Raw genomic sequence first — 22,006 nt, 5'->3', positions numbered from 1 at the left:
TAGCACATCCAGGGAGGGATGGTGTCGGCCAGGTTGACGCTCAGCAACCCTCTCCCTGCCACTGAATCAGGTGAGGGCAGCGCTGTGTATCTTTCGGCTTTGAAAATCGAAAACTTCCGCCAGTTCGGCCAAGGCGGTCATGCGTTGAACATCCAGTTCAACGAAGGGGTGACTGCCCTCGTAGGTGAAAACGATGCGGGTAAAACCGCAGTCATCGATGCGATTCGCTACGTTCTGCAGACACGTGATGCTGAGTATCTCAGGCTACAGATCGAGGACTTTCACATCGCCAACGATGGCACCCAGGCGGAAGCCATCACCCTCAGGTGTACGCTGGAAGGACTGAGCCCCGCGGAACTCGGCGCTTTCGCTGAGTACGTGACCTACAAGGGTGGCGTTGGGAGGCTATACGTTCACTGGTCGGCTCGCCGAATCGTTGCCTCTGCCTCCACCCGTAAATGGGTCGACATCTCGGTTCGCTCGGGTGAAAACGGAGAAGGCCCATCTTTGGACGTGGGTGTACGGCAACTACTGGCCACCGCGTACCTGAAACCGCTGCGCGATGCAGAACGAGAGATGTCGCCGGGCAGAAACTCCCGCCTGTCTCAAGTGCTCAGTAGTTTCCCGAATATTGACGCCGGCAGCGCCTTTGATCCTGCGGCGCTTCCAGCTGACCTTGCTGACGCGGAAGCCCTCAGCATTGCAGGCATAGGTGACTATCTTCGCCACCTGGTGAACAGCCACGGCGCCATCGTCTCCGCGCAGAAGGAAATCAACGAGACCTACCTGCGTCCACTCTCCCTTGCTGGCCAGCCACTGACAAGTCGCATTGGTTTCGGGGAGGCGGGAACGGATCCCGCCAAACTCAAACAGATCCTGGAGCGTTTGGAGCTGGGGCTGTTGGATCACGCAACAGGTGAAGCCCGCGGCGTTTATGGGCTGGGCTCAAACAACGTGCTATTCATGGCCTGTGAGCTACTGCTGCTCGGTAAAGAGCCCGACGGACTTCCGTTGCTCCTTATCGAAGAGCCGGAAGCGCACCTACATCCTCAGCGCCAGCTCCAGTTGATGGAGTTTCTTGAGGCTGCAGCTCAGCCAGCTACAGGCTTGAGGCCGGTTCAAGTCATATTGACCACGCACAGCCCCAACCTGAGTTCGAAGATTCCGTTGCAGAACCTGGTTCTGATGCAGCGGCAGCAGGCGTTCTCCCTTGCCGAAGAGCAAACCTGCCTTGCTCCCGACGACTATCGCTTCCTCAGCCGTTTCCTAGATGTGACCAAAGCGGGGCTTTTCTTCGCCAAGGGGTTGCTGGTCGTAGAAGGCGATGCCGAAGCCATTCTGCTGCCTTCACTTGCTCGGCGACTTGGCAAAGATCTCACCAAGCATGGCGTATCGATCATCAACGTGGGCGGTGTTGGTTTGCGGCGGTACTCGAAAATCCTGCAGCGAAAAGACACCTCCAAGGGCGAGATATCCGTGCCTACCGCCTGCATTACTGACATGGACGTGATGCCGGATTGTGCCCCCGAGATTCTGAGCCTAAAGGGAGTAAAAGGGGCTGTATGGCCAGCCAAAGCCGATCGACACTGGCGCGCGATGAAGGACTTCGGTGCCACCGCGCCTGACCTTGAAAAAGGCCTCAAGGAGCACCGCGAGAAGCGTGCAGAGAGTGATGGACAATGCGTGCGCACGTTCGTGGCGGATCACTGGACGCTCGAGTACGACCTAGCGTTCAAGGGGCTTTCGAAGGAAGTCCACCACGCCGCATACCTGGCCATCAATGAAGACAAAATCGATGAAGGTAAGGAGACCAAGGTCACGCTGCTGAAGAAAGCGCAGACAGCCTTCGACAAGATCCAGACCACCTACGCCACTGAGGATGCGCGGTGTTCCGCGATCTACAAACTGTTCAAAAGAGCCTCTAAAGCCATCGCAGCCCAACACCTGATCGACTTGATCGATGAGCGATTTGAAGCCAGTACCCTGGACGCCACGACTCTGCGGGGGCTGCTGCCCACTTATGTTGTCCACGCGATCGAATACGCAACAGGTGGTGCCGCACTGACCACTACCTCCAGCCCGGTTCACACTCTCGTGGTGCCAGCAGCACCGGCAGGCTCAGCTAATCCGCTGGAAGAGGTCGCCGAATGACGCTTAGCCAACTGGTTGCCCCCATCACAGATGCCGATGTGGATTGGGTCATCAAGCTCATGGGGCTGGAAACGCTCGACGAGCCTCGTCGTGATTTCTTGAAATCCATGGATACCATCGATGTAGCGGCTTGCCCGGGGAGCGGAAAAACGACCCTGGTCGTGGCGAAATTGGCCATCCTGGCTCGCCATTGGAAGAGCCGTATGCAGGGTATCTGCGTGCTTTCACACACCAACGCGGCCAAGGAAGAGATCGAGAAACGCCTCGGCGGTACGGAAGTAGGTCAACGGCTGCTGCGCTTCCCTCACTATATCGATACTATCCATGGTTTCACCGGACGATTCTTGGCTTCGCCCTGGTTGCGCTCGAAAGGGATTGCACTGCAGGCCATTGATGATGACCTTACGCATAAGGCACGCCGAAGAAAGCTGACGGATAGCGAGCATTTCGGGGCAAAGACGGCCTTTGAGATGAAGCACAAAAGCCTCCACAGCTTGCGAGTCCGGTCTGCCGATTTCGATCATCCACTGGGGGATGATGACATCGGTTTTGCGCCACACACTGCTACCTACAAACGTGTAGTGAAATCGCTGAGCGGCGCTGCCAATGCAGGTTACTTCTGCTTCGATGAAGTGTTCGTGCTGGGCCACGCATTACTCGACCAAGAGCCGGCCGTGGGCGGCGCATTGCGTCTGCGCTTCCCGTGCGTGTTGATCGATGAGATGCAGGACACCCAACCCGACCAGGCGGGCATACTGCAACGCGTCTTTCCTCACGATGATCCAGATGTTCGGGTCATTCGCGTCGGCGACCCAAACCAGGAAATCTTTGACAGGAAGACACCATTGTCAGATCCGTTCCCTGACCCAAAGCGTCAGTTGGAGATCGCCAGCAGCTTCCGCTTTGATCAGGCCATTGCATCGATTGCCAACCCGTTTGCCTATGTCCCGATCACAGATGGCTTGAAAGGGCTGCGGGCTGAAGGGGAATCCAGCACCATCCCGAACACGATCATTGTCTTTCCGGACAAGGATGCAACCGGAGTGCTGGACGAATTCGGCAAGCTGGTGCTGAAACATCTTCCGGAAGATATCCGCGAGAAGGGAGTGTTCGCCGTCGGCGCCGTGCATCGGCTTGAGAACTTCAAACCCAACCAGTACCCGAAAGCCTTGGAGCATTATTGGCCATCCTATCGGTCTGACACGACCAAGACGTCGTTCAAGCCCCGCACGTTTGCCGAGGGCGCACATATCGCGCGCCGCTATGCGATGAAGGAACCCACGGCCAATTCCGCCGTCGAGCTGCTGGCCTCGTGTCTGATCAACCTCGGTGAGCTGGCTTTCCCTCGTAGCCTGGTTCAGATACGAGGTCGGCACCAAGCCGCTGTACATGAGAAGTTCACGACCAAGCCCGAAGCCTTCGCTCAGTACCGCGAGTGTCTCCAGCAGATGCTGTTTGTGCCGTCCGAAATCACTCAGCAGGACTGGGTCAAGATCATCGCACCGAAACTCATGGCGCTGGCTGCCGCGCTCTATGATTCTGAGGGTGTGGCAGCTGAAATCCTGGGCCGCCAATACCTTGCCTATGAGCCAGCTCCGGTTGCCACCGAAGACGGAGAAACAGGGGGATCCCTTGTAAACACCTACCGGTTCCAGGATGTGTCCGCTGGCGTTGATATCCGGATGTCCTCCATTCATTCGGAAAAGGGCAAGACTCACGCGGCGACGATCATCTTGGAGACCTTCAGGAACAGCCACTTCATCCAAAAACTCATGCCATGTCTTGAGGGCAAAAAAGCAGCTACCAAGAGGCCTCAGGAAACAGCGAAGAAAGACATAATGCTGATGTACGTCGGGATGACCCGGCCGTCGCACATGCTGTGCTTGGCCATACGCCAGAGTTCACTGGGGGAGGGCGCTACTGGTGTGAAACGCAGGGCTGCGCTTGAGAAAGCTGGCTGGTCGATTTTGGAGCTTGCAGCGTCAGCCCCTGCCCCTTAGATCACCGACCGCCTTTGTGCGGACAGTCAAACCCGATGCTTTGCCATGAATGACCAACAGCAAGGAAGCAGCAACAATGAAACCTGAGATGTCAGAATTCTCCTATGGCTTCGCCTTCACCAACGAGCTGATCACAGCGCCTGGCGCTCATGTAGTGGCTGCCCCCGAGTTTCCTTCTCTTCAGAAGGAGGGAAAACCGGGTGGTGGCTACGACGTCAAGATTCCTTTCGGATCGCCACTGTTTCTGCAGTTTAAGCTGAGCCATCGCTTGGAACGCACAAACTGCAAGGAATACGCGCTGATGGGGGGGGCCTACTACCGTTGGCACCTGCATGCGTTACGGCATTCCGCGCAGCATGACTTGTTACTGGAGCTCGAAAACACGGGCAGCGAAGTCTATTACGTAGCCCCTGCGTTCTATCTAAGCGCCGAGCTCAACACGCATTACCTGTCGAAGCAGATCGTTGATAACTCATTCGGGTTCCGCCCTAATGATATCGGCGTGCTGCCTGATGATGATGAGCACTACGTCGTGTTTAATAGCCATCCTGTGGCCTACCGATGTTCGGATAACCCATCGCAAGTGAAAACCCACATGATGAGTGTTCTTCTAAGTAACTACCGAGATCAACGAGCCCCCCGGGATCTGGATGAGGGCGGGATTCGCCAACTTGGCCAGCTGATCGTCGACGCGCTCCGGAAAAGCAGAAGTCGGCGCCTGATCGGGCACAAGTCGGTCAATCCAGATGAGGTCGCGCGGGCAATCGACGCCCAGCCTACGCTTCGCACGCTTGCATTTATTTCGCGCACAGTGTTGGACTCCGAACTGCTCATCGTCAGAAATGAGCCAACGGCGAAGCGCATCCTTCGCAAGCGAGCGTAGGTGGGTACTGTGTCGTCTGGGCCCTGGACTCCAGCTGCGGTCTTGAAGGGCTCCCCACGACCAAGCAAATGTTGAATTCTGGGGGAGCCTCGCACGCATTCGGCTGGGCAAGTCACTGCTTAAGATCGAGATCTACTAAGGTTTACCCTAGTTTTTACAGTTTTTGTCACGTTTGGCTAGGGAATCTAAGCTATTTCTTAGTTTTGGCACGGCTGCACCAACGCGTTGGCTCTAGTGCGCGAAAGGGTGAGAGCTACTTGTCATTCCCCGCGCATGCTAATGGTCGTCTGTTGTTGGCGGCTAGCGGCTCACCGACGCACCGTATTCACACATTGAGATGCTGCAGGCGTTCGCCTCTCACATGAGAGTGCTGATGACGCGTTCAGATTCAGGGCTTGAAGATGTAGGTGGGTGCTACGAAGACCTATTTGGCCAGGGGCGGGTGTTCGGATACGAACAGCTCGATGTCTACGTTCTTTCCAAGGGTGCTGACGCAAGCACTGCTGAGAGAGTGGTCGTCATCGACATGTGTGAACGTCCATTGGCTACAGCAGGGTTAGCCACCCACACAAATAGGCGATTGAGTGTGCGGGTTAGATCAAGCTCCGCGTTAGGAGGGCGTTCCCAGGTTTACTTCCGCAAAAACTTTTCAGCTCGCATGCTTGGTATCCAATAGCGCTTACCGTCCTTAGCCATCGACCAAGGATCAAAAAAATCACAGAGGTGAGGTAACTCTTTTTCGGGGTCTTGGACGAGCCGCTGGCGTACAGCGTGACGATAGCTCCTATGCCAGACCTGCTTGTCAAATCGCTCACTAGTGGCGGTGGTGATACCGCATATGGTGTTTTTGCGTCGGCTTCTGCTCATATGGGGTGAGCGTTGATGAAGCACGCAGGTTCGCGTGCTTGCTCTGAACTGCATAACAGATCAGGTTAACACGAGATGCCTCAGATCCCTCCATCGAGTGGCTGCCCGGGCGGATGTGACTGCTTGGTCGTAAGGAGTACAAATGTACTCGGCATCTAGCGGCAGTCTTCGAAGCGTTTTGAATGTCGGTCATGTAACCACACGCGAGATCTGCCCTATGCATCCAACAACGCCAGACGGTCGCTACTTCGTAGTCAAAGGTCAGCTCTGGCGCTGTAGCAACCCCGCGCTGCCTGATGAGAAGCGTCAGCACTTGGTGCACGACTTGATGGAAGCCCGGCGAGCCGTGAAGGAAGCCAAAGCACTGGATGATGAAGACAAGCTGCATGCCGCTCGAGCATCGGTGGACTTGGCGAAAGTGGCACTAGGGGAGAGGGGCCCGGTGTGGTGGGATGACGGTAGCCCGGACTACAACCGCCACAAGGCAATCAACACGCCCTACGCTGACTGGTATCACTCAATCGATGAGCAGCAGTGAACATCCTTGTGGGTCTAGTAGGCCTGATAATACAAGCCTGCACAGCCAACTACCGATCGTAGGTGCTGATCCTGTAGATGGTTTCCTAGCAAGGTAGACACAATTAGCTTCTCGATCCTTAATCAGAATCAGACTGAAATTGCCAGGCATAAAAACGCGCATGCGCAGTGTCATAAGTAGTTTCACGAATTGAGGGATACAGCTCAGTCAACGACATTGATTTTGCGGCTTGCACCAAGCCTGTTTCCCTAATCCATGAAAGAGTTGCACGACGAAAGGATGAGTCATCAGACACTATTCCTCCACCCAGCTTAATTTTCACCATGACCTCAGAACATACCTGCTTAAAAAGCAAGTTGGCATGGCGACTACTTACTCCAGGCCTACCGCTCTGCGTGGAAATTAGAGGGGTAGGATCACGATCCAGAGGTATCAAGCCAGTCCCAACATAGGCCCTGTATCTGGCAACCCATCGGGTAACATAGTCACTCGAAATGCAGACCCTCTCCAATTCTGGGTATCCTTCAACCCTTAAGCCATAAGTTCCGTCTTTACGTTCAAACAATGACTTTATAGCCAAATTCGCACCAAATCGGTCAATATCAGCGGGGCGCAAGAAAAGATGATAAATACTCATCAACAAAAATAGCCTGCGCTCAAACTCACCATCGCTGATCGCTAGGCTTTCAGCTGCCTCAACAAACAAATTCCAATCGCTGATAGAAAAGCTCTTGGCACCATTATGAACGGCCTCACGACCGGAATAGTGCTTCGAGCGATGCAATGAGCCAACGGGATTGATATCAATCATATCCTCCGCGCAAAGAAATAAGTAAAATGAATTGATAACAGCCAGTTCTACGGCTAGAGAAGCATAGCCTGATATCCTTGCTCCACTAATTTCCTCGCCAACTGGGCCTGCCCTGAATGGCCTCCAGAATGCATTAACCACAAATACTTTTGAAGTGCGTTTGTTTGAGGCACGCCTCAAACGCTTTTCTGGCTGCTTGGCTACCCAGTCATCAGGTGGGTATAAGCAAAAATCCATGAACGCCCTAATATCTTGCTCGTCGAGCTTTATAATTGGCTTCTCTGTGACTAACAAACACCACAGCAAAAGCTTTTCAATTGCAGAACGATAGATGCCGTATCGACTATCCAGTGCATGCTCAAGCAAAAAAGCTTTGACTAGCGAGTAACTAGAGATGGCAGCACATTTGACATCAATCCATTCTAATTTCTGCCTGACTTCAGAGTTTTCCTTATCTAGGTCATGAGTGTTCAAGCCTTGAAGATCCTTCAAGCCAAAAAAGCAAGGAAACGGCGGCACATCCATTTTCCAACCTCCAAGCAACATGAGTTCAGCCACGATCCTTCATTGAGAGCTTCTGAATCGAATAGGCTCTTTGATTATCATGACTGCTATAATAAATGTTTTGTGTAGTGGCAAGACTGCTATGACGAAGATCTGCTTGCAAATCTTTCGGATCTCGGAATGGTGCATCGAAGGTCGCTGCTGTATGCCGCAACCAGTGAGTGGTGGCAACGCCCAAATTTTGGATTTCTTCCTCATGGCGGCCTTCACTAACCATCCGGTCGATTGCAAAATCGAAAACCTCTCGCATGATAAATCGCACCATACGTGTTGAAAGCCCAGCTTTGCCGTTAAACGCCATCAAAAGTGGCGTAGATTCGTTGTGCGAGGGCAGGGGGCTCAACCCTAAGTGCAGACGATATCGCTTGAGGTAAAGCTCCACGTACTCCTCTCTGACAGCGATTTTCCCCGCTTTATTTCCCTTGCCAATGACATGGAACCACCAGTTCCCCTCATGATCCTGACGAAAATCCCCCATTGAAGGTTGCCAATTGTCACGACCGCAAAGATCTGAAACCCTGAGATACATCGAGAACATTGTCGCAGCTATATATAGTGAGCGTTCATGCCGTTCCGGCTCAGAATTCGCCATCGACTCTGCTGCTTCGAGCACGTACTCCCATTGAAGAGGTGTAAGTGACCTGGTCGTTAACTCTTGTACTGAGCGATTTTTAAATTTCGATTTTTGTTTTATGGCCCGAAATGGATTCACTACTGTGCAAACCCCTTCGTCAATGGCGTATTCATAAAGACTACTGCACACCGAAAAAATTTGCGCGATGCTTCCGGCAGTCAGTTTGTAGAAGTTGGCCTCGCGTGATGTTGCAAAGGGCCTCCAATCGGGATTGGGAGCTATGCTGTCATTCTTGCTCAGATAGCGATTTCTTACAATTTTCCCGATCCAACCCGAAGGCGGACTCATACAAAAATTAAGAAACTCTTCTGCATCAGAACGACGCAGATCAAGCAAAGGTCGCTCACGAACCAGCAGCGACCAGAGTAGTAATCGTTCGGCATGGGTGCGGTAAGAATTGAACGTTGCCTCATTACTAGCATAGGATTCCAGGAAGTCGCGTACTGCCTCATACCCATCGAGGGCGCACAGCCGGGAGTCGAAGCCAGCCAGGTATTTCTGAACAGCAACTACAGTTGAATCATCCAGATCATCTGATACTGAAACAAACCAGCGATAGGTACCAAACAAAGGGACAGGCGTACATGAGTTATTTTTCATAAGTCCCAATCACTTCCGGTTCTGACACTTATCGGAAATAGGAGAGGCATCTCCCCCAAAGCGTAGGGCACACAAACTGAGCTGCTTCATCAAAATCACCTTGAATCGAATGCACAATATGAAGCTTCTACGAAGCTTCACTCCAAGAACACTGTATTGTCAAGCCTTACATGGCCTGCCCCGTACAGCAAATCACTAACCTAGAGACCGATCTGATCACTTTTAAAATAAAAATGATCACCCCTCTCTTTCCCATTAACGATATAGCTAGGCTAAGTATCTGTCGGCAACGTCATTTGAAAATGATCAGCACGCCAGAAGGGGTAGCCTTCCATCTCTAGAGCCAAACCACCCATATAACTCGACTAAATGGTTATTTAGTCGAGTTAAGTAAAGACTCACCCTGGAACCACAGGGTGGGGCATGGATGCGCCTTTAAATTGCCAAACGTTAAGCGCGCTAAAACCAAGGCACCAAGACGATCAAAGTCAAAAAAACGCGCGCCCCTAATGTTACGTCAAGCTGATGATCTTTTTTGACTGACATAGCGTTGAACCACCTTCAATTTCGTAAACGTCTAGTTTCGTTGAGTCATCATGGGAAAACTGGGTTCGCGCTGCATGTCTAATACCGTGGTCATTTTTAAGATTTGATCATTTTTTCCCGACACTGAGCCTTTTGATGATCATTTCTGACTGTGCACGAATTCACCAATCGAATTTGGTGATCCACCTGCAAATCCATCCAATTTTCAGCCCCCATGAGCACAATGATCAAAATTGCTCCTGCACTGATGATCAGTGTTGTCATGCACGCCAGTGGCTAACTTCTTGAACATTAAGAGAAATCCGCAGACTTGAGCCGAATCGGATGGTTTTTGTGCATGGTCAGAATTTCGTGAGCGTCACAATTGGCGCGTAGTGTGTTCCAGGTCGACGCGTGACGATCGTAGAGATCGATGATCTGGTCAGCAGATGGATGGTGGGACATGAAGGTAGGCATCCTTGGATGAGCTGGTGGCAAAACATCCTTTAAGGGTTCGAGCGCTTGAAATGTACCTTGGCTGGGCATCGTATGGGAAATACGAATCTGCGCATAATGCATATTATGTTAAACCATATGCGATGTTAGAAATGTTCATGAGGCTCTTAAGGAACTGATTCGACAAACCCGGTTCTGCGATCCACTCTCTCAAAGGGTCATGTACTTCGTGTTCATGGCGCGTCCTTGCATGAGGTGGCTGCCAATGAAGCTGATTCAGTGTCGTTTCTCGTCTGGTCAGCGCGTGCCACTGCTGGTGCAGGATGGTCTGACGGCACCGTTGCCCATCCTCGTTCCATTCATCTACGTCCAGCTCAAGCTTAGGCATCGTGCCTACAACACTGCCGCAGCGCACCTGCGTGCGATCCAGGCGTTCTACAGCTATGCCGAAAGTCGAAAACTCGATATCGATGAGGCCATCTTGGACGGTCACTTTGAAGCGATTCTGGCACTACTGGATGGTTACGCCATCTGGCTCCAAAGCGGCCGCCAGGCCGATAATCTGGCGGCTCGAATCGGCACAGCTAAAATAGATTCTTTTCCGCAGATTGATTCACGTACTCGTGACCAGTACCTGCGGCTCTTGAAGCAATACCTGTCCTGGTGTGTCTGCCGATACATCCCGCGCGCCCGTCAGGGCTCAACCACTCTAGCAAACATCGAGGTAGCATTTGCGGATGTCGCTGACGTCATTGAGCGGCGCTTTGAGAGCCATATCATCAATGTTCGGCCCGACCGCACCCGTTACCGCAGCCTGACAGACACGCAACTCCAGATCATTCGGACACTGATTGTCCCCGGCTCTGCGGAGAACCCTTTTCCGGAACGAATGCAGTTGCGCAATTGGCTAATGATTGAATTGCTTTTGGAGGCAGGTATCCGTCGCGGGGAGCTTCTAAAGCTCTGTACCACCGATATCAATCAGGGTTCTCAGCATGCCTACGTGAGCATCAATGACCGTGAACATGACCCAGCCGACCCGCGCGCTGAAGAGCCTGCACTGAAAACCCACGGGCGGACTGTCGGTATCTCCACACAGCTATATGAAGTCTACGAACGCTACATTCAGAGCGAGCGACGTCCGCTGCGGAACGGCAAACCGATGAAATTGCTGTACCGCTATCTGTTCATCTCGGACCGAGGGCGCCCGCTGTCGATCCGCGCATTGTCTAACGTCCTCGACCGGCTGTTTCTGACCATTGAGCTGGCTCATCCCGGGTTGTTGCCTACACTATCCGCGCATGATTTCCGCCACACCTTCGCCGACCGTTTTTTGGCTTACCTGGTCGAACAGCGCGGACATGACCTCGAGCGCGCCACTGATGAGCTGCGACGAATCTGCGGTTGGTCGGAAAGTTCGGCGATGCCACGCCGTTATGCCAGTCGTTATCTAGCCGAGTCGGCTAACCGCCATAACGCCCAGCGCACCTCGGCAGTCTGGAGCCGGCTTGACAGTTAAGGAGGCTCATCGTGACCAAATTAGTCGATCAAGAACACACGTCACCCTCCTCCTCTTTGCGGGCTTACGTATTCGAGGGGCCGGCTCAGGTTGCCATTCGAACTCGCACCAATGACCAACCAAAGTACGTCGATACTAGATTGAGCGTTTGGACGTGGTATGACGGCGGAACGGCTATGAAAATAGATTGGGATGCGCTCCGCCTGAATCCGAACCTCATGCAAATCGCTAAAGCTTTCGTGGCCTATGCACTGGAGAAGTATGCACCTGTAACGGCATTCAAAGCAGCCGGGGTGTTCGGACGACTAGCTGAAAACGATATCTCAGCCAAGTTTCCTTGGACGCGACAAGACGTGGTCACGACCATAAGTACTTGGGCGAAATTCCGCGAGAGCACTATTTTTTTTAGAGCGTTTTATCGCTGGGCCCTTAATCGAGGAATATTGGGCTTTGATAAAGAAACATACCTAGCACTTAAAGAAATCAAGACGAGCCGCCTTGATCCGTACGAACGTATATTTCTATCCCAGTCCGGTTTAGCCTTTGATGAAGAGATCCGGCTACTGCAGCGAATTGAGCGCGATATCCAGACCAAAGACTGGAGTGAAGCTCAGCTCAACATGATGCTCCACTTAAGTTTCGAATTGGGCCCGCGCTCGATTCAATTCCATTCGCTTGACATTGCGGATTTTGAGTTCATCGAAAGCGCTTATCATGAAAAGTATTACACACTGTGGTTACCCATGGCCAAAAAGGTCGGTCAGCGTAGACCTGAGCGCCGGCCCCGCAAAATAACCACGCGGTTGGGTGAAAAAATCTCACGGCACATTTCAGAAATTCAATGCCGATTTGGTAACGACTGTGAACCATTATTTGTCAGTCCTGGTGGAAGGCGCCTGTCTGTAACCGAAATCATTGTGGGCCTCAAACACGAGCTACGTGAAGCTGGGATAGACAAGCCGAACCAGGTAACCATGTTGTTGCGTCATCACCTCGGGCAAGGTTTGGCAGACCAGGGAACTCCGGCAGATATGATTGCCGAACTGCTCGGGCACAACAGCACGGTTGCGGCGCGTGCGTATGTAACCGCAACCCCCAACATTGCCCGGATTAAAGAGAAAGCACTCGGTAAAAGCCCTTCCTATCAGCGCATTATGCGCAGTCTCCTGACGGGGGAAGTCGTGCAGCGCCGCAATACTGCTGATGAAAGAGCGATCCGTGGCGTGATTGATACACAGTATATCGGGGACATCGGTGCCTGTGCCCTGCCAGCTCATACGCACTGTCCCTATAATCCCGTCTACGCCTGCTACACCTGCAAGAAATTTCACCCCTTTGCTGACGGCCGCCATGAGCAGGTGAAAGAGGCACTGCAACGTGAAGCGCAACGTTTCATAGACATGGCAGAACAAGCCGGAGACCTCATTCACAACCGGCCTCTCGCCCAGCACCAGACAACCATCCTGGCAGTCAGCGCAACGATCGAGCGCTGTCGGCAGCATATGGAGGATGCCAAAGATGACGCCGTCTAGGGCAAGGCAGACTCTTGAAAGCTTTATCAATCAGGAACAAGCGATTTTTCAGTCGTTGCCAATTTCGACACCGTGGGCGTCACCGGTGTGGGACGTCGGAAGTTGGTTACCACAACGGGAAAACCAACATGCTCTTACCTTCGAAACGCATCGGCAAGCCCTCGAGAAGACAGGCTATCCTGCGCCACCTAAGGGGCCACTCCCCTTCACTTTCCAAAGTTTTAGCAAAGCCTTAATTGTGTATTTACAGCGCACCCGAAATTTAAAATTTTCGATGGTGGCTGCATACAACATTGCGGTTCGACGTCTTTTTAACCCTTTGTTTGAACGCGGTGCATCCGACCCCACGCACTTAACGCGAGGTGATTTCGATCGCGTCGTAAGATTTCTCCGTGACAGTGATTACAAGAACCTTTACGACGCGATCTCCCACCTTCAGGTGATAGCAGATACGATTGACAGGTTACAATTAACCGAGATCGCCATCCACTTTGAGCATGATGCAAAACCAGAAAAGCGTCGCCACGGCTATATATCGTTGCACGATCCTGATCGTGCAGTAAGACAGCGTAAATCTGATGAGCGCTTACCCTCGCGTGAGGCAATGGAAGCCTATGCCATATGTTCGAAAAACCGATCAGTGAAGGCGAAGAGATTTTGTTACGTGTGATCGATCTACTGATTGCAACTGGGCAGCGAGGGAACGAAGTAGCAGTCATTCCCTATGATTGCTGGGTCGAAAGGCCGATCAAAGGGACGACAGGAGAAGTGGTGTTAGATGCCTATGGGGAGCCTCTGGTTGAATGTGGGATTAGGTACTTTGCGGAAAAGCAATTTCAATCCCGTGTTCATTGGCTGGCTGAAAGTGATATTCCTTTAGCCAAGCGAGCAGTGGAACGGTTAAAAACGCTAACCGAAGATCAGCGAAATGTTGCCTCTTGGCAAGAAATCCACCCGGGACGGATTTGGAGCTATCCTCCTCAGTCAGTGATCTCCGATGCAGTGGTTTTGGATTGGCTAGGTTTTAGCGAAGCCAAGAGTGCAAGTAGAAACCTGTACCTTTTTCTCACGCGCAATGGCATCTATCCGTTCGATGAGGAACCGGTTGAGAAGCGTGGTAGGTCGCTGAGGCGACGCTACGTAGCAGGTGAAATAGAAAAGCTGATCCTCCCAAAGCTCCGAGGACACGCAGCACTTGTAGAAAATGTCGGCGGAGAAGCTCATGTAATACTTAGAACCAGCGAGACTCTTGCCATCGCTTTCGACGGACAATTTCGTTTTAGTGGGCGCGAGGCAAATGTGTTTCGTGCGGTCCCGCGTAAAGTCACTATTACGGATATCAATCATGCGTTAGGCGACAATGAAAGATATGCATCTATTTTCTCGCGTCGGTTATTAGCCGAATCGGATGGCTCTCCAATTAGGCTTACAAGTCATCAGCTTCGGCATTGGAGGAACACTATTTATCATCTAACCGGCCTGAGTAATGTCCAGCAAGCGCTGGCCCTGGGCCGAAAACGTCTCGACCAGAATGTCTATTATCAACACTCAACCATTGAAGAAAACACCGCTGCCCATCATGACTTCTTGACGTTCCGCAGTCATCACGAGCGTATTGACTTCCTACATTCCGGTATAAGAGATAAGCGCATTCATGGCGCCGTTACTGACAGTTACCATGCATTACTCTTAGATAAAGGTATCACAAGTGCCGAAGCATTCCTCAGCGTACATGCCACGGCTCTGCACGTAACACCCTTCGGAGGTTGTATCCACGATTTCTCGCAAGCCCCCTGCCCTAAGCATCTTCAGTGTTGGAATGGCTGCTCGCATCTCCATCTTATGGGCACGCCAACGGAGCGTGCCAACCTTCAGAAGCAAGCCGAGAGTCTTACGACCGCAATTACTATCATGCGCGATGCCGGCGCCGGAGAGGCAGGCAGCGATGTATGGCTGGCGGACCAGGAGGACAAACTCAACAATTTAAAATCCGTCCTCGCACGCGACACCAATGCAGGTGTGCAACGCGTATTTCCCGATGGGGATCCAATGACGGTTGCTGACACAGATAGACGCCACAGTTCGGTTTCAGATGAATAGAGGTGACCATGACGCAGCGAAAAACCTTGAGAGGCGACGTGTTGGACGAAGCAATTGACACTCTGCTCGCCCAAATGATCAGTTTGGGGTTTGAGGTCGCGCCGATCTCACGCCCCGAAGTGCAGCGTCGTTTAGGTCTGACAAGCCGTGCGACGCTTGTAGGTGATCGGGGTAAACGGATTGAGTCCGCCCGTATTGCACAATTAAAGGAAAGCGGAAGAGATCCAGACGGGGCCCGGAAGCGGCGGAGCTTTGAAGAGCGGATTGCTCAACTGCAGACGAAAAACGCCGCTTTAATCAAGGAGCGTGATAGTCTTTACGAGGCGCTGACTGTTATTGCACAAAGGTGCTTATTGAAGGGCTTGGATTTAGAGGACGTGATGGCGTCCCTGCGAGAAAAAAAATCAATTATTGGTCATTTAAAACAGTAGTCTTTCGACCCGCTAGTGCGCAGACAATTAATGGGCAGAAACTTTAAAGGCGGAAAATGGTCTCACCTCATGAGTGTGTGCTTCCAGCAATAGCCAGTTGCTCCTTAAACAATATATGAAATGACATCCTTTACGGAGCATCGCACCCTTTGTGAAAGGTAATCGGCTCATCAGCAAGCTTCAGAGCCGTGGAGAGTATCTTGACCACTTCCCAAAACGAACATTACCACATCAATATACTTGCTTCAACTCTTTTCGCTCCAGCGCATTCAAAAGATCAACCTCGTGCCAGTTAGTAAACCAATACCTATTTTCCGTCCCAGCAAGGAATCGATTGATCACAGTTCTAGGTGGTGCTGTGATGTTAACAGCTCGATACAGGCGCCTTACCCATTTTAGTCTGCGTACCACAGGAATGAATGGGCACGCTATTGCATCTAACCACAGGCTCGCTTGCTCGGCTTCAACTTGTATATTTCTCAGATCCCCAAGGCGTTTGTCGATATCAGCCACTATCGTCGCGCGCAAATCAGCATAAACTTCTTGATCTTTTATATAAAAGAGACAAGACATTAGATCATGATAGGAGCATGAGGATTTTAAAAGTCGCCACAAGACATCTGGTGGGAGCCAATAGTCTTGCCCAAGCTCACTGATTGCCAATACAATATTTAGAGCTTCAAGGTAAACGAATTTATCAACGGCAGTCTCGTACTTAGCTAAGTCTCCTGTTAGTAAATCCAGGGTCATCTGATAGAGACGCTGCTTTATTGTGTGTTCGCTTTCTTTAAGGTGAGACTCTGTAAATCTAGCAATCAGGACCACTGACGCAGCCAGCTTATAAGATGAGCTGACTGATGGCGCAACCGAATAGAAGAAATAGCATGACTCTATAATTACCTCTAGTGCATCAACATACATCTGCACACCAATATCTCGCACCTGCGCAACATCTGAATTGATAAGCCTTTTTGTCCTTTCGAATAGTGCAGAAATTATGTAAGATGAAACAGAGTCATAGGTAGTTCCACTTTCCGTGCAGACCGACTTAACAGAGTCGACAAAGCTTTGCGCTAACTTGAACTTCCTGTAGATTTTTTTCGGTATAAGCTTCTGATTTCCGTCCTCTCCCTCAAGAAATCTCTCGGAAAAGATGTTTACAGCAGCATCAATCTCTCTAACAACTCTAGATTTTGAAGAATAGAACGGCCTTGTGTATCGCAACGACTTAGATGCGTTTGAGTGAAGATTATATGACCTCAGGCGATCTGTATAAACCTCAGATACTAAATGAGCAGTGGCCACGTCTTGAGCAAAAATAAAGATATCATCAACATATCTTTTAATGCTGTAGTCTTCTTCAAATACCTTGCCACTATTCCTCAGGTGAGCTTCCACCTGCACATCTATGTCTTGAAAGATAATCTCTGCAAATATTCTACTTACTTCCGGCCCTATTAGGATGCCGTTGGTTTCATTATAATTAGACTTCTGCATCAGTCCATCAAAAGACTGCCCAAATGTTGAGCTTACGCTTACCTTATCTTTAACGTGCTCTTTGGATTTTGTTGCCCATGCTATAGAATGAGTATAAATGCTATCGAAACACTTCGATACATCAAGAGTCCAGAAGTGAGGAAATCGAGTCTCAAGACGCATGAATTCCGAAGAGTTGTAAAACTTGTATAGTCGGTCATAACCTCTGTAGGCATAGAAAGACGAAGAGTGCTTTACAAGCTCATCACTTTCCGCCTCGCTGACTCCTCCCCGCTTAAATTTACTAACGTTTTCCCAGGAGTTCTTATAATAGAATGCAGAAGCAACACTTTTTGGGGATCTGATCGAAAAATTGCTTTGACTGGTATAGTGGCAAATCAAACGCTCGTATCTTTGGTAAAATCCTCTTATTTCCCATTGCGAGATCGGATGAATTATTGATAGAGACCTGAATTCTGTGGAGTTTTTCTTGATTTTATATGTATAAGGGATGCTGTATTTTTTTGTTCTTTTATCACCCTTGATGAGACACTCAACTATGAATTTAAATATATTACAGTCACTTTGTACGCCAACATTCCTATAAAGCCCATCATTGGAATACATGATGGGCGTTTCGTAAGGTATAGTTTCCGTAATTAAAACTCTATCATAGTCAGCTCGGCGAACCTTTCTTCTTCCGCTACTCTCAGACATACTTCCAGCACCTTTGGATTTCACTCATTTTGCTGTGCGAGAAATGTAAAAATATTTTTTCTACAAATCCCCTCACGAAACTTATGCGCAATACCTCTCTTCTCTGGGATACAGTAGTGGTTGAGTGCAGCTTACTTGATATGCTCCCCCAGCCTGAAGATGCAACTTTTACCAAATACTCATCAAGATCTTTAAGGCTTTCCGACTCTTGAGCATTTACGCGATGGTAATTATAGAAAATCCCAGCCATCCGCTTTCTATCTCTATCAGCATCCATCACGCTATAATTACTGCTTAAGAATTTCAGCCTAGCCAGCAGTAATTCGAAATTTCTATCTGAATTATAAGCTAGAAATGATTTCGCAATCCTGGTTTTCGTTTTATTTACTTTCGACTTAGCTATATCCAGCCGAACATTACGGTGATGCTGTCCAGGCCTCATGCCATTTATCATTTGAGGGGATGTAACTATAAACCTATAGCCTAAATATTCGAACTCTAGCTCTTTTGTAGGCGTTACGCCCGCCTTGTGCGGCTTGACGTCTCCTAAAGTTTCGCAGACTTTCTGTTTTTTGTTGTTGAGCGTTAGGCCAACCGGAAGCGCCAGGCGAACAAATTTTACAAACTTATGAATCACCTCCTTTCTGTCAGTTATAATTATGATATCATCCACATATCGACCATAATAAAAAACATTTCCATGTTGTTTTATCTTTTTGTCGAACTCACTCATGACGATATTTGCCAGCGTGGCGCTCAAGGATAAACCTCTCGGCACGCCGCTACACCCTCGCTTAATGTGCTCATCTAAAAATCCAAAAACAAACCTCTTGGTTGGCTGGCTAATAAGCTGTGAGCAATCTAGGTGATGTTTAATAATTGAATGATTGATTGACTCGTAAAAACTTTTTATATCTAATCGATAGATGCGATACTCAACGCCCTCGCTGAGTAGCTCTCGTAGATTTGCAATTACACTATCCCTACTATCATTGGCAGCACCGAAACTCTTGCTGAGGTTGCTATTTATTTTTCGTATTAACAGTTCATCACTGAACTCTGCCGACCTAAAAACACTCTTCCCCTTCAGTAATGATTCGAGGAGGCAGCCACTTATATCCCAATGACTGTTTGCCTTCTCGATCGCTCTATTGAGCTCTTGCTCTTTAACTGCCGCTGCTCTAAGCCTGGGTTTCTTGATAAAATCGCTTTTGCGCAGCTCGTGACTGATCGTTCTGAACGTAAAGCTTTGGTCATACATACCTAGATCCTTAGATTTTCCAGCGTATCACCCTGGCAGCTATACTAGATTTTCCACTCCAAGTGCCAGGGTTCGACCCATGTCCTACCTACCAACCGCTGATTTCAGCGATGATCAATGGCAAGCCTTCGCCGAGCAGCGCTGTGAAGAGCTATTGCCCCACTTGGCGGAATTCTTCGTAGATAGATTTGCCTACAAACCGAGATTCGTCCATCAGCACTTATGGCGATCGCTCACAACTGTCTCAGCACGCACCACGAAATACGACATCTACGTTCGTATGTTCAACCAACCTTATGCATTCTGGTCGCGAGAGTGCCTAGTGATGGCGCGGATCGGCTTTAAAGAGAAGCGTGTAGGTCATGGTCAGGCTTTGGTGGAGCTGTTTCTTGCGTTGGCGCCCAAGCTTGGATATCGCTTTATAGCAATCGAGTCTGCTAATTGGCAATCCTCTGCGTTCGCCAAACGATTAGGTTTCGTATCATACGAAAATGGGGAGCACTGGGTGGGCTCTGTTGAGGCCATCGCACATGCACTAGGCTCAGGATTGAGCCGCTAGATGGGTTGTGGGCAGGATCGCCCTAGACCCCCGAAAAGCGTATATTGCTGCATGTGAACCTGCAGGAGCGACCTCATGAGTATGCACAACCCCTCGCATCCCGGCGCACTGCTCGCCGAGGACGCCCTTCCTGCTCTAGGCATCAGCGGCAATGATTTAGCTGCTCATCTGAGCTTTCCTGCGCACATTCTGCTAGATGTATTACAGGCCCGTGCGCCACTTAATGCTGATTTGGCTGTGCGCTTAGAACTCGCAGGAATCGGTATGGCCCATAACTGGCTCGCTATGCAGATGGCTTTCGATCTCTGGCAAGCGCAGCATCGCACGCTGCCAGTCGTCGAACGCTTGGTCCCATGACGGTACTTCCTTTAATCATGGTAACCAATAACCCATTCGCCCAATGTCAAATCCTCGCCTTCCCACTCAGTAGCCCAGTGCTTTCGCAGGAAACTGGCAATGCTACCGTATTCCAGCTCAGCCAGCGAAAGCCCCTTCTCTTCGAGGACGTCACGAACTCGCCTGGCGACAAGAGACGGTGTCCGATTTTTTGCAGCCTCCACGGCTATTGATTCACACCAGGAGCGAACGAAGCTTTCCCACGCCGCAGTGTCTTGCCTGAAACGTGGCATATCTGGAAACTCGTAACCGTTAACGTACCTGTTCCTGAAATCTGAGTCCTGCGCAAGGTGGAGGTCTTGTTCAAGCTTTTGGATGAAACGATCTCGGTAGATACCTGGATTCAATTTACCGTTCAGGCCCTCAAGGTAAAGTTCCGGCCGCACATCAGCGGCAACGAGGTCCGACCAGACCTGTTCTAACGCACTCAGCAGCGCAGCGATCCTCTCTTCTCGCCAGATCGCATCGCGGCCTTGCCCAAGAAGCCGAGAGACCTTTGCGTTCCGGGCTGACGAGGCTTTCGATTTCATACTTATTCGGTGACTTCGGTAGCACTCGTACGAAATCCAATCACCCAGATGAGTCCAAACGCCGTAGCGAGACTTCCAACGAGGGATTTCAAGATCGCTGCCATCCAGAGCCGGATCTTCGGAGCCGTTTAAATAGCCATAACGTACGATATTGCGCTCACCTTTTTCAGTAAAGCTGCGATTAGCAAAAATTCTGGCCACCAAATCTTGAGGTAGTGCCTTTTTAAGCTGTATGTTGAGCGTCGCGAATTGAGGTGCGTTTCGGTACTGGGCAGCCAATACTCCTCTTTGCAGCCACGCGTCAAAACCTGAAGGCGCTTCCTCAGGTATCACACTTGTAAACTTAGGGAGGTAAAGAGTTGGCATTCTGCTGAGTTCCACCATGGCACACTCGACTACACTTGCGTCCTGCTTGTCAAAGGTTGACAGAATGGCAGAAAAATAATCGGCAACATCGGAGTCCTCAATTATCGCGAGATCTACTTCTGCGATAAGCTCGGCATTACGTTTTCCTTGAAAGGCTGCATGCGTGGCATTTGCAGAGCCGAACAGAAGCCGGCGCTTTCTGCGTTTAGGCGTACCTTCTCGAACAAATTCAAAATAAAAAGCCTTCATATGCATCAACCCTCTAGCTCGGGCAAGCCGGACCTCTAGCTCTACACATCTGCGACGCTGACCATGAATCGCTTGCAGGTCTTCCGGACGTATACCGTCATCGACTAAAAGGCACAGCCTTTTGGGTCTCATCTTTGCCACTAACTTATCCATGAATTTCTGATCCACATATGGCGCGACAATCAGAGCCACTTCGGTACTATAACCTTCTGGTGCAAACAGTAAGTCGAAACTCATTCCAATTTCTTCCATACAGATAACGATAAACTGCACCACTGATGAAAATGAAAACCTAACCGCGATGATGTCAGTATTGTTAGTTGGCATTAGTCAACCATCAATACGATGGCGATTCTACACATAGTAACAGCACTGTATTGATTATTGCAAAACGCCACTACTCTGTTGATGAGAGTGTAGGCGCGCAACGAGCCGCCTAGCGTCGGCGCAAGGGTGTTTTTTCAGTCGCTAATCGGATTAAAATCAGGTTCACCTTGATTCTTACCAGCTACAGGCCCACCTCTCCCACAGCGCTCATTAACTGCCGATACGCCATCCACTGCTTCGACAGAGCGAGTAGCGTCGTTAGTCGCGCGTACTTTACCTTCGCGCGCACTTGAGCCTTGACCTTTTCGATCTTCTGCTTGGCTTTGTAAAGCGCGCTAAGTTTGCCCAGGTGCTTGTTAGAGCTGCGTTGTGGAACACCGGTTAGTCAATCAGAACAGGGGGTGTCCTCTGCGTCATGCAGCAATTGTGCAACTTCCGTCATGTCAGCCGCGTTGAAACCCGTGCTGTGCACAAGAAGCCCAATTGCCTGCAGATTTGGCGAGAATTATTTGCT

16 protein-coding genes and 1 pseudogene are annotated in these 22,006 nt (G+C 50.4%); 11 read left to right on the top strand and 6 right to left on the bottom strand.

What is annotated here, in order from left to right:
* Positions 1-33 precede the first annotated feature (33 nt).
* From ABE528_RS10655 to ABE528_RS10640, 4 genes are all read left to right on the top strand, one after another.
* Positions 34-2,151, top strand: a complete 2,118-nt coding sequence (locus ABE528_RS10655; protein ID WP_346652904.1) for an AAA family ATPase — start codon at positions 34-36, stop codon at positions 2,149-2,151.
* Positions 2,148-4,151, top strand: coding sequence for a UvrD-helicase domain-containing protein (locus ABE528_RS10650; RefSeq protein ID WP_346652903.1), 2,004 nt, complete (start codon positions 2,148-2,150; stop codon positions 4,149-4,151). The genes ABE528_RS10655 and ABE528_RS10650 overlap by 4 nt, the downstream gene beginning before the upstream one ends.
* 49 nt (positions 4,152-4,200) lie before the next feature.
* Complete coding sequence (locus ABE528_RS10645) at positions 4,201-5,034, top strand: hypothetical protein (RefSeq protein WP_346652902.1); 834 nt, start codon at positions 4,201-4,203, stop codon at positions 5,032-5,034.
* Positions 5,035-6,118: 1,084 nt separating this feature from the next.
* Positions 6,119-6,439, top strand: a complete 321-nt coding sequence (locus ABE528_RS10640) for a hypothetical protein (RefSeq protein WP_346652944.1) — start codon at positions 6,119-6,121, stop codon at positions 6,437-6,439.
* A 118-nt stretch (positions 6,440-6,557) separates the two neighbouring features.
* Here ABE528_RS10640 and ABE528_RS10635 read toward each other — a convergent pair whose 3' ends face one another.
* Positions 6,558-7,808, bottom strand: a complete 1,251-nt coding sequence (locus ABE528_RS10635) for a hypothetical protein (protein ID WP_346652901.1) — start codon at positions 7,806-7,808, stop codon at positions 6,558-6,560.
* Positions 7,801-9,048: a site-specific integrase gene (locus ABE528_RS10630; protein ID WP_346652900.1), complete on the bottom strand. Its 1,248-nt coding sequence runs from the start codon at positions 9,046-9,048 to the stop codon at positions 7,801-7,803. The genes ABE528_RS10635 and ABE528_RS10630 overlap by 8 nt, the downstream gene beginning before the upstream one ends.
* A 1,246-nt stretch (positions 9,049-10,294) precedes the next feature.
* Between ABE528_RS10630 and ABE528_RS10625 the strand changes: the two genes are divergently transcribed.
* The 5 genes from ABE528_RS10625 to ABE528_RS10605 are packed head-to-tail and all read left to right on the top strand — an operon-like array spanning position 10,295 to position 15,611.
* Entirely contained in the window at positions 10,295-11,548 is a 1,254-nt protein-coding gene (locus tag ABE528_RS10625; RefSeq protein ID WP_346652899.1) for a site-specific integrase, read from the top strand.
* Positions 11,549-11,559: 11 nt separating this feature from the next.
* Positions 11,560-13,080, top strand: a complete 1,521-nt coding sequence (locus ABE528_RS10620; RefSeq protein WP_346652898.1) for a tyrosine-type recombinase/integrase — start codon at positions 11,560-11,562, stop codon at positions 13,078-13,080.
* Positions 13,067-13,750 (top strand): hypothetical protein, encoded by a 684-nt coding sequence (locus ABE528_RS10615; RefSeq protein WP_346652897.1) that lies wholly within the window; start codon positions 13,067-13,069, stop codon positions 13,748-13,750. Before ABE528_RS10620 ends, ABE528_RS10615 begins: the two co-directional genes overlap by 14 nt.
* The gene (locus tag ABE528_RS10610) at positions 13,702-15,180 is read left to right on the top strand and encodes a hypothetical protein (protein ID WP_346652896.1); all 1,479 of its coding nucleotides are present in this window, start codon (positions 13,702-13,704) and stop codon (positions 15,178-15,180) included. The genes ABE528_RS10615 and ABE528_RS10610 overlap by 49 nt, the downstream gene beginning before the upstream one ends.
* Positions 15,181-15,188: 8 nt before the next feature.
* A complete protein-coding gene (locus ABE528_RS10605; RefSeq protein WP_319901043.1) occupies positions 15,189-15,611 on the top strand; it encodes a hypothetical protein in 423 nt (140 codons plus the stop codon).
* 231 nt (positions 15,612-15,842) lie between these two features.
* On the opposite strand, the gene drt3b is transcribed toward ABE528_RS10605, so the two are convergent.
* Together drt3b and drt3a are read right to left on the bottom strand one after the other, a co-directional pair.
* Positions 15,843-17,804: an antiviral reverse transcriptase Drt3b gene (drt3b, locus tag ABE528_RS10600; protein ID WP_346652895.1), complete on the bottom strand. Its 1,962-nt coding sequence runs from the start codon at positions 17,802-17,804 to the stop codon at positions 15,843-15,845.
* The gene (gene drt3a / locus ABE528_RS10595; RefSeq protein WP_346652894.1) at positions 17,797-19,065 is read right to left on the bottom strand and encodes an antiviral reverse transcriptase Drt3a; all 1,269 of its coding nucleotides are present in this window, start codon (positions 19,063-19,065) and stop codon (positions 17,797-17,799) included. Before drt3a ends, drt3b begins: the two co-directional genes overlap by 8 nt.
* A gap of 79 nt (positions 19,066-19,144) precedes the next feature.
* Between drt3a and ABE528_RS10590 the strand changes: the two genes are divergently transcribed.
* Positions 19,145-19,624, top strand: a complete 480-nt coding sequence (locus ABE528_RS10590) for a hypothetical protein (RefSeq protein WP_346652893.1) — start codon at positions 19,145-19,147, stop codon at positions 19,622-19,624.
* A gap of 75 nt (positions 19,625-19,699) precedes the next feature.
* Positions 19,700-19,981 carry a HigA family addiction module antitoxin gene (locus ABE528_RS10585; protein ID WP_346652892.1) on the top strand — a complete coding sequence of 94 codons (282 nt, stop codon included), beginning with the start codon at positions 19,700-19,702 and terminating at the stop codon, positions 19,979-19,981.
* An 11-nt stretch (positions 19,982-19,992) separates the two neighbouring features.
* Here ABE528_RS10585 and ABE528_RS10580 read toward each other — a convergent pair whose 3' ends face one another.
* Both ABE528_RS10580 and ABE528_RS10575 read right to left on the bottom strand, forming a co-directional pair.
* Positions 19,993-21,492, bottom strand: a complete 1,500-nt coding sequence (locus tag ABE528_RS10580; RefSeq protein ID WP_346652891.1) for a hypothetical protein — start codon at positions 21,490-21,492, stop codon at positions 19,993-19,995.
* A gap of 181 nt (positions 21,493-21,673) precedes the next feature.
* A pseudogene (locus ABE528_RS10575) lies at positions 21,674-21,988 on the bottom strand (IS5/IS1182 family transposase); the annotation flags it as partial.
* Positions 21,989-22,006 lie beyond the last annotated feature (18 nt).

Source organism: Pseudomonas sp. TWI628 (genome assembly GCF_039673865.1).
GTDB lineage: Bacteria > Pseudomonadota > Gammaproteobacteria > Pseudomonadales > Pseudomonadaceae > Aquipseudomonas.
Note: the sequence above shows the minus strand (reverse complement) of the source record. Positions and strands in the feature narration are given on the sequence as shown.

Bases quoted from the DNA above. Each gene is read 5' to 3' on its own strand.
- ABE528_RS10650 (WP_346652903.1), top strand. From the start codon at position 2,148: ATGACGCTTAGCCAACTGGTTGCCCCCATCACAGATGCCGATGTGGAT.
- ABE528_RS10645 (WP_346652902.1), top strand. From the start codon at position 4,201: ATGACCAACAGCAAGGAAGCAGCAACAATGAAACCTGAGATGTCAGAA.
- ABE528_RS10640 (WP_346652944.1), top strand. From the start codon at position 6,119: ATGCATCCAACAACGCCAGACGGTCGCTACTTCGTAGTCAAAGGTCAG.
- ABE528_RS10630 (WP_346652900.1), bottom strand. From the start codon at position 9,048: ATGAAAAATAACTCATGTACGCCTGTCCCTTTGTTTGGTACCTATCGC.
- ABE528_RS10625 (WP_346652899.1), top strand. From the start codon at position 10,295: ATGAAGCTGATTCAGTGTCGTTTCTCGTCTGGTCAGCGCGTGCCACTG.
- ABE528_RS10615 (WP_346652897.1), top strand. From the start codon at position 13,067: ATGACGCCGTCTAGGGCAAGGCAGACTCTTGAAAGCTTTATCAATCAG.
- ABE528_RS10610 (WP_346652896.1), top strand. From the start codon at position 13,702: ATGTTCGAAAAACCGATCAGTGAAGGCGAAGAGATTTTGTTACGTGTG.
- ABE528_RS10605 (WP_319901043.1), top strand. From the start codon at position 15,189: ATGACGCAGCGAAAAACCTTGAGAGGCGACGTGTTGGACGAAGCAATT.
- drt3b (WP_346652895.1), bottom strand. From the start codon at position 17,804: ATGTCTGAGAGTAGCGGAAGAAGAAAGGTTCGCCGAGCTGACTATGAT.
- drt3a (WP_346652894.1), bottom strand. From the start codon at position 19,065: ATGTATGACCAAAGCTTTACGTTCAGAACGATCAGTCACGAGCTGCGC.
- ABE528_RS10590 (WP_346652893.1), top strand. From the start codon at position 19,145: ATGTCCTACCTACCAACCGCTGATTTCAGCGATGATCAATGGCAAGCC.
- ABE528_RS10585 (WP_346652892.1), top strand. From the start codon at position 19,700: ATGAGTATGCACAACCCCTCGCATCCCGGCGCACTGCTCGCCGAGGAC.
- ABE528_RS10580 (WP_346652891.1), bottom strand. From the start codon at position 21,492: ATGCCAACTAACAATACTGACATCATCGCGGTTAGGTTTTCATTTTCA.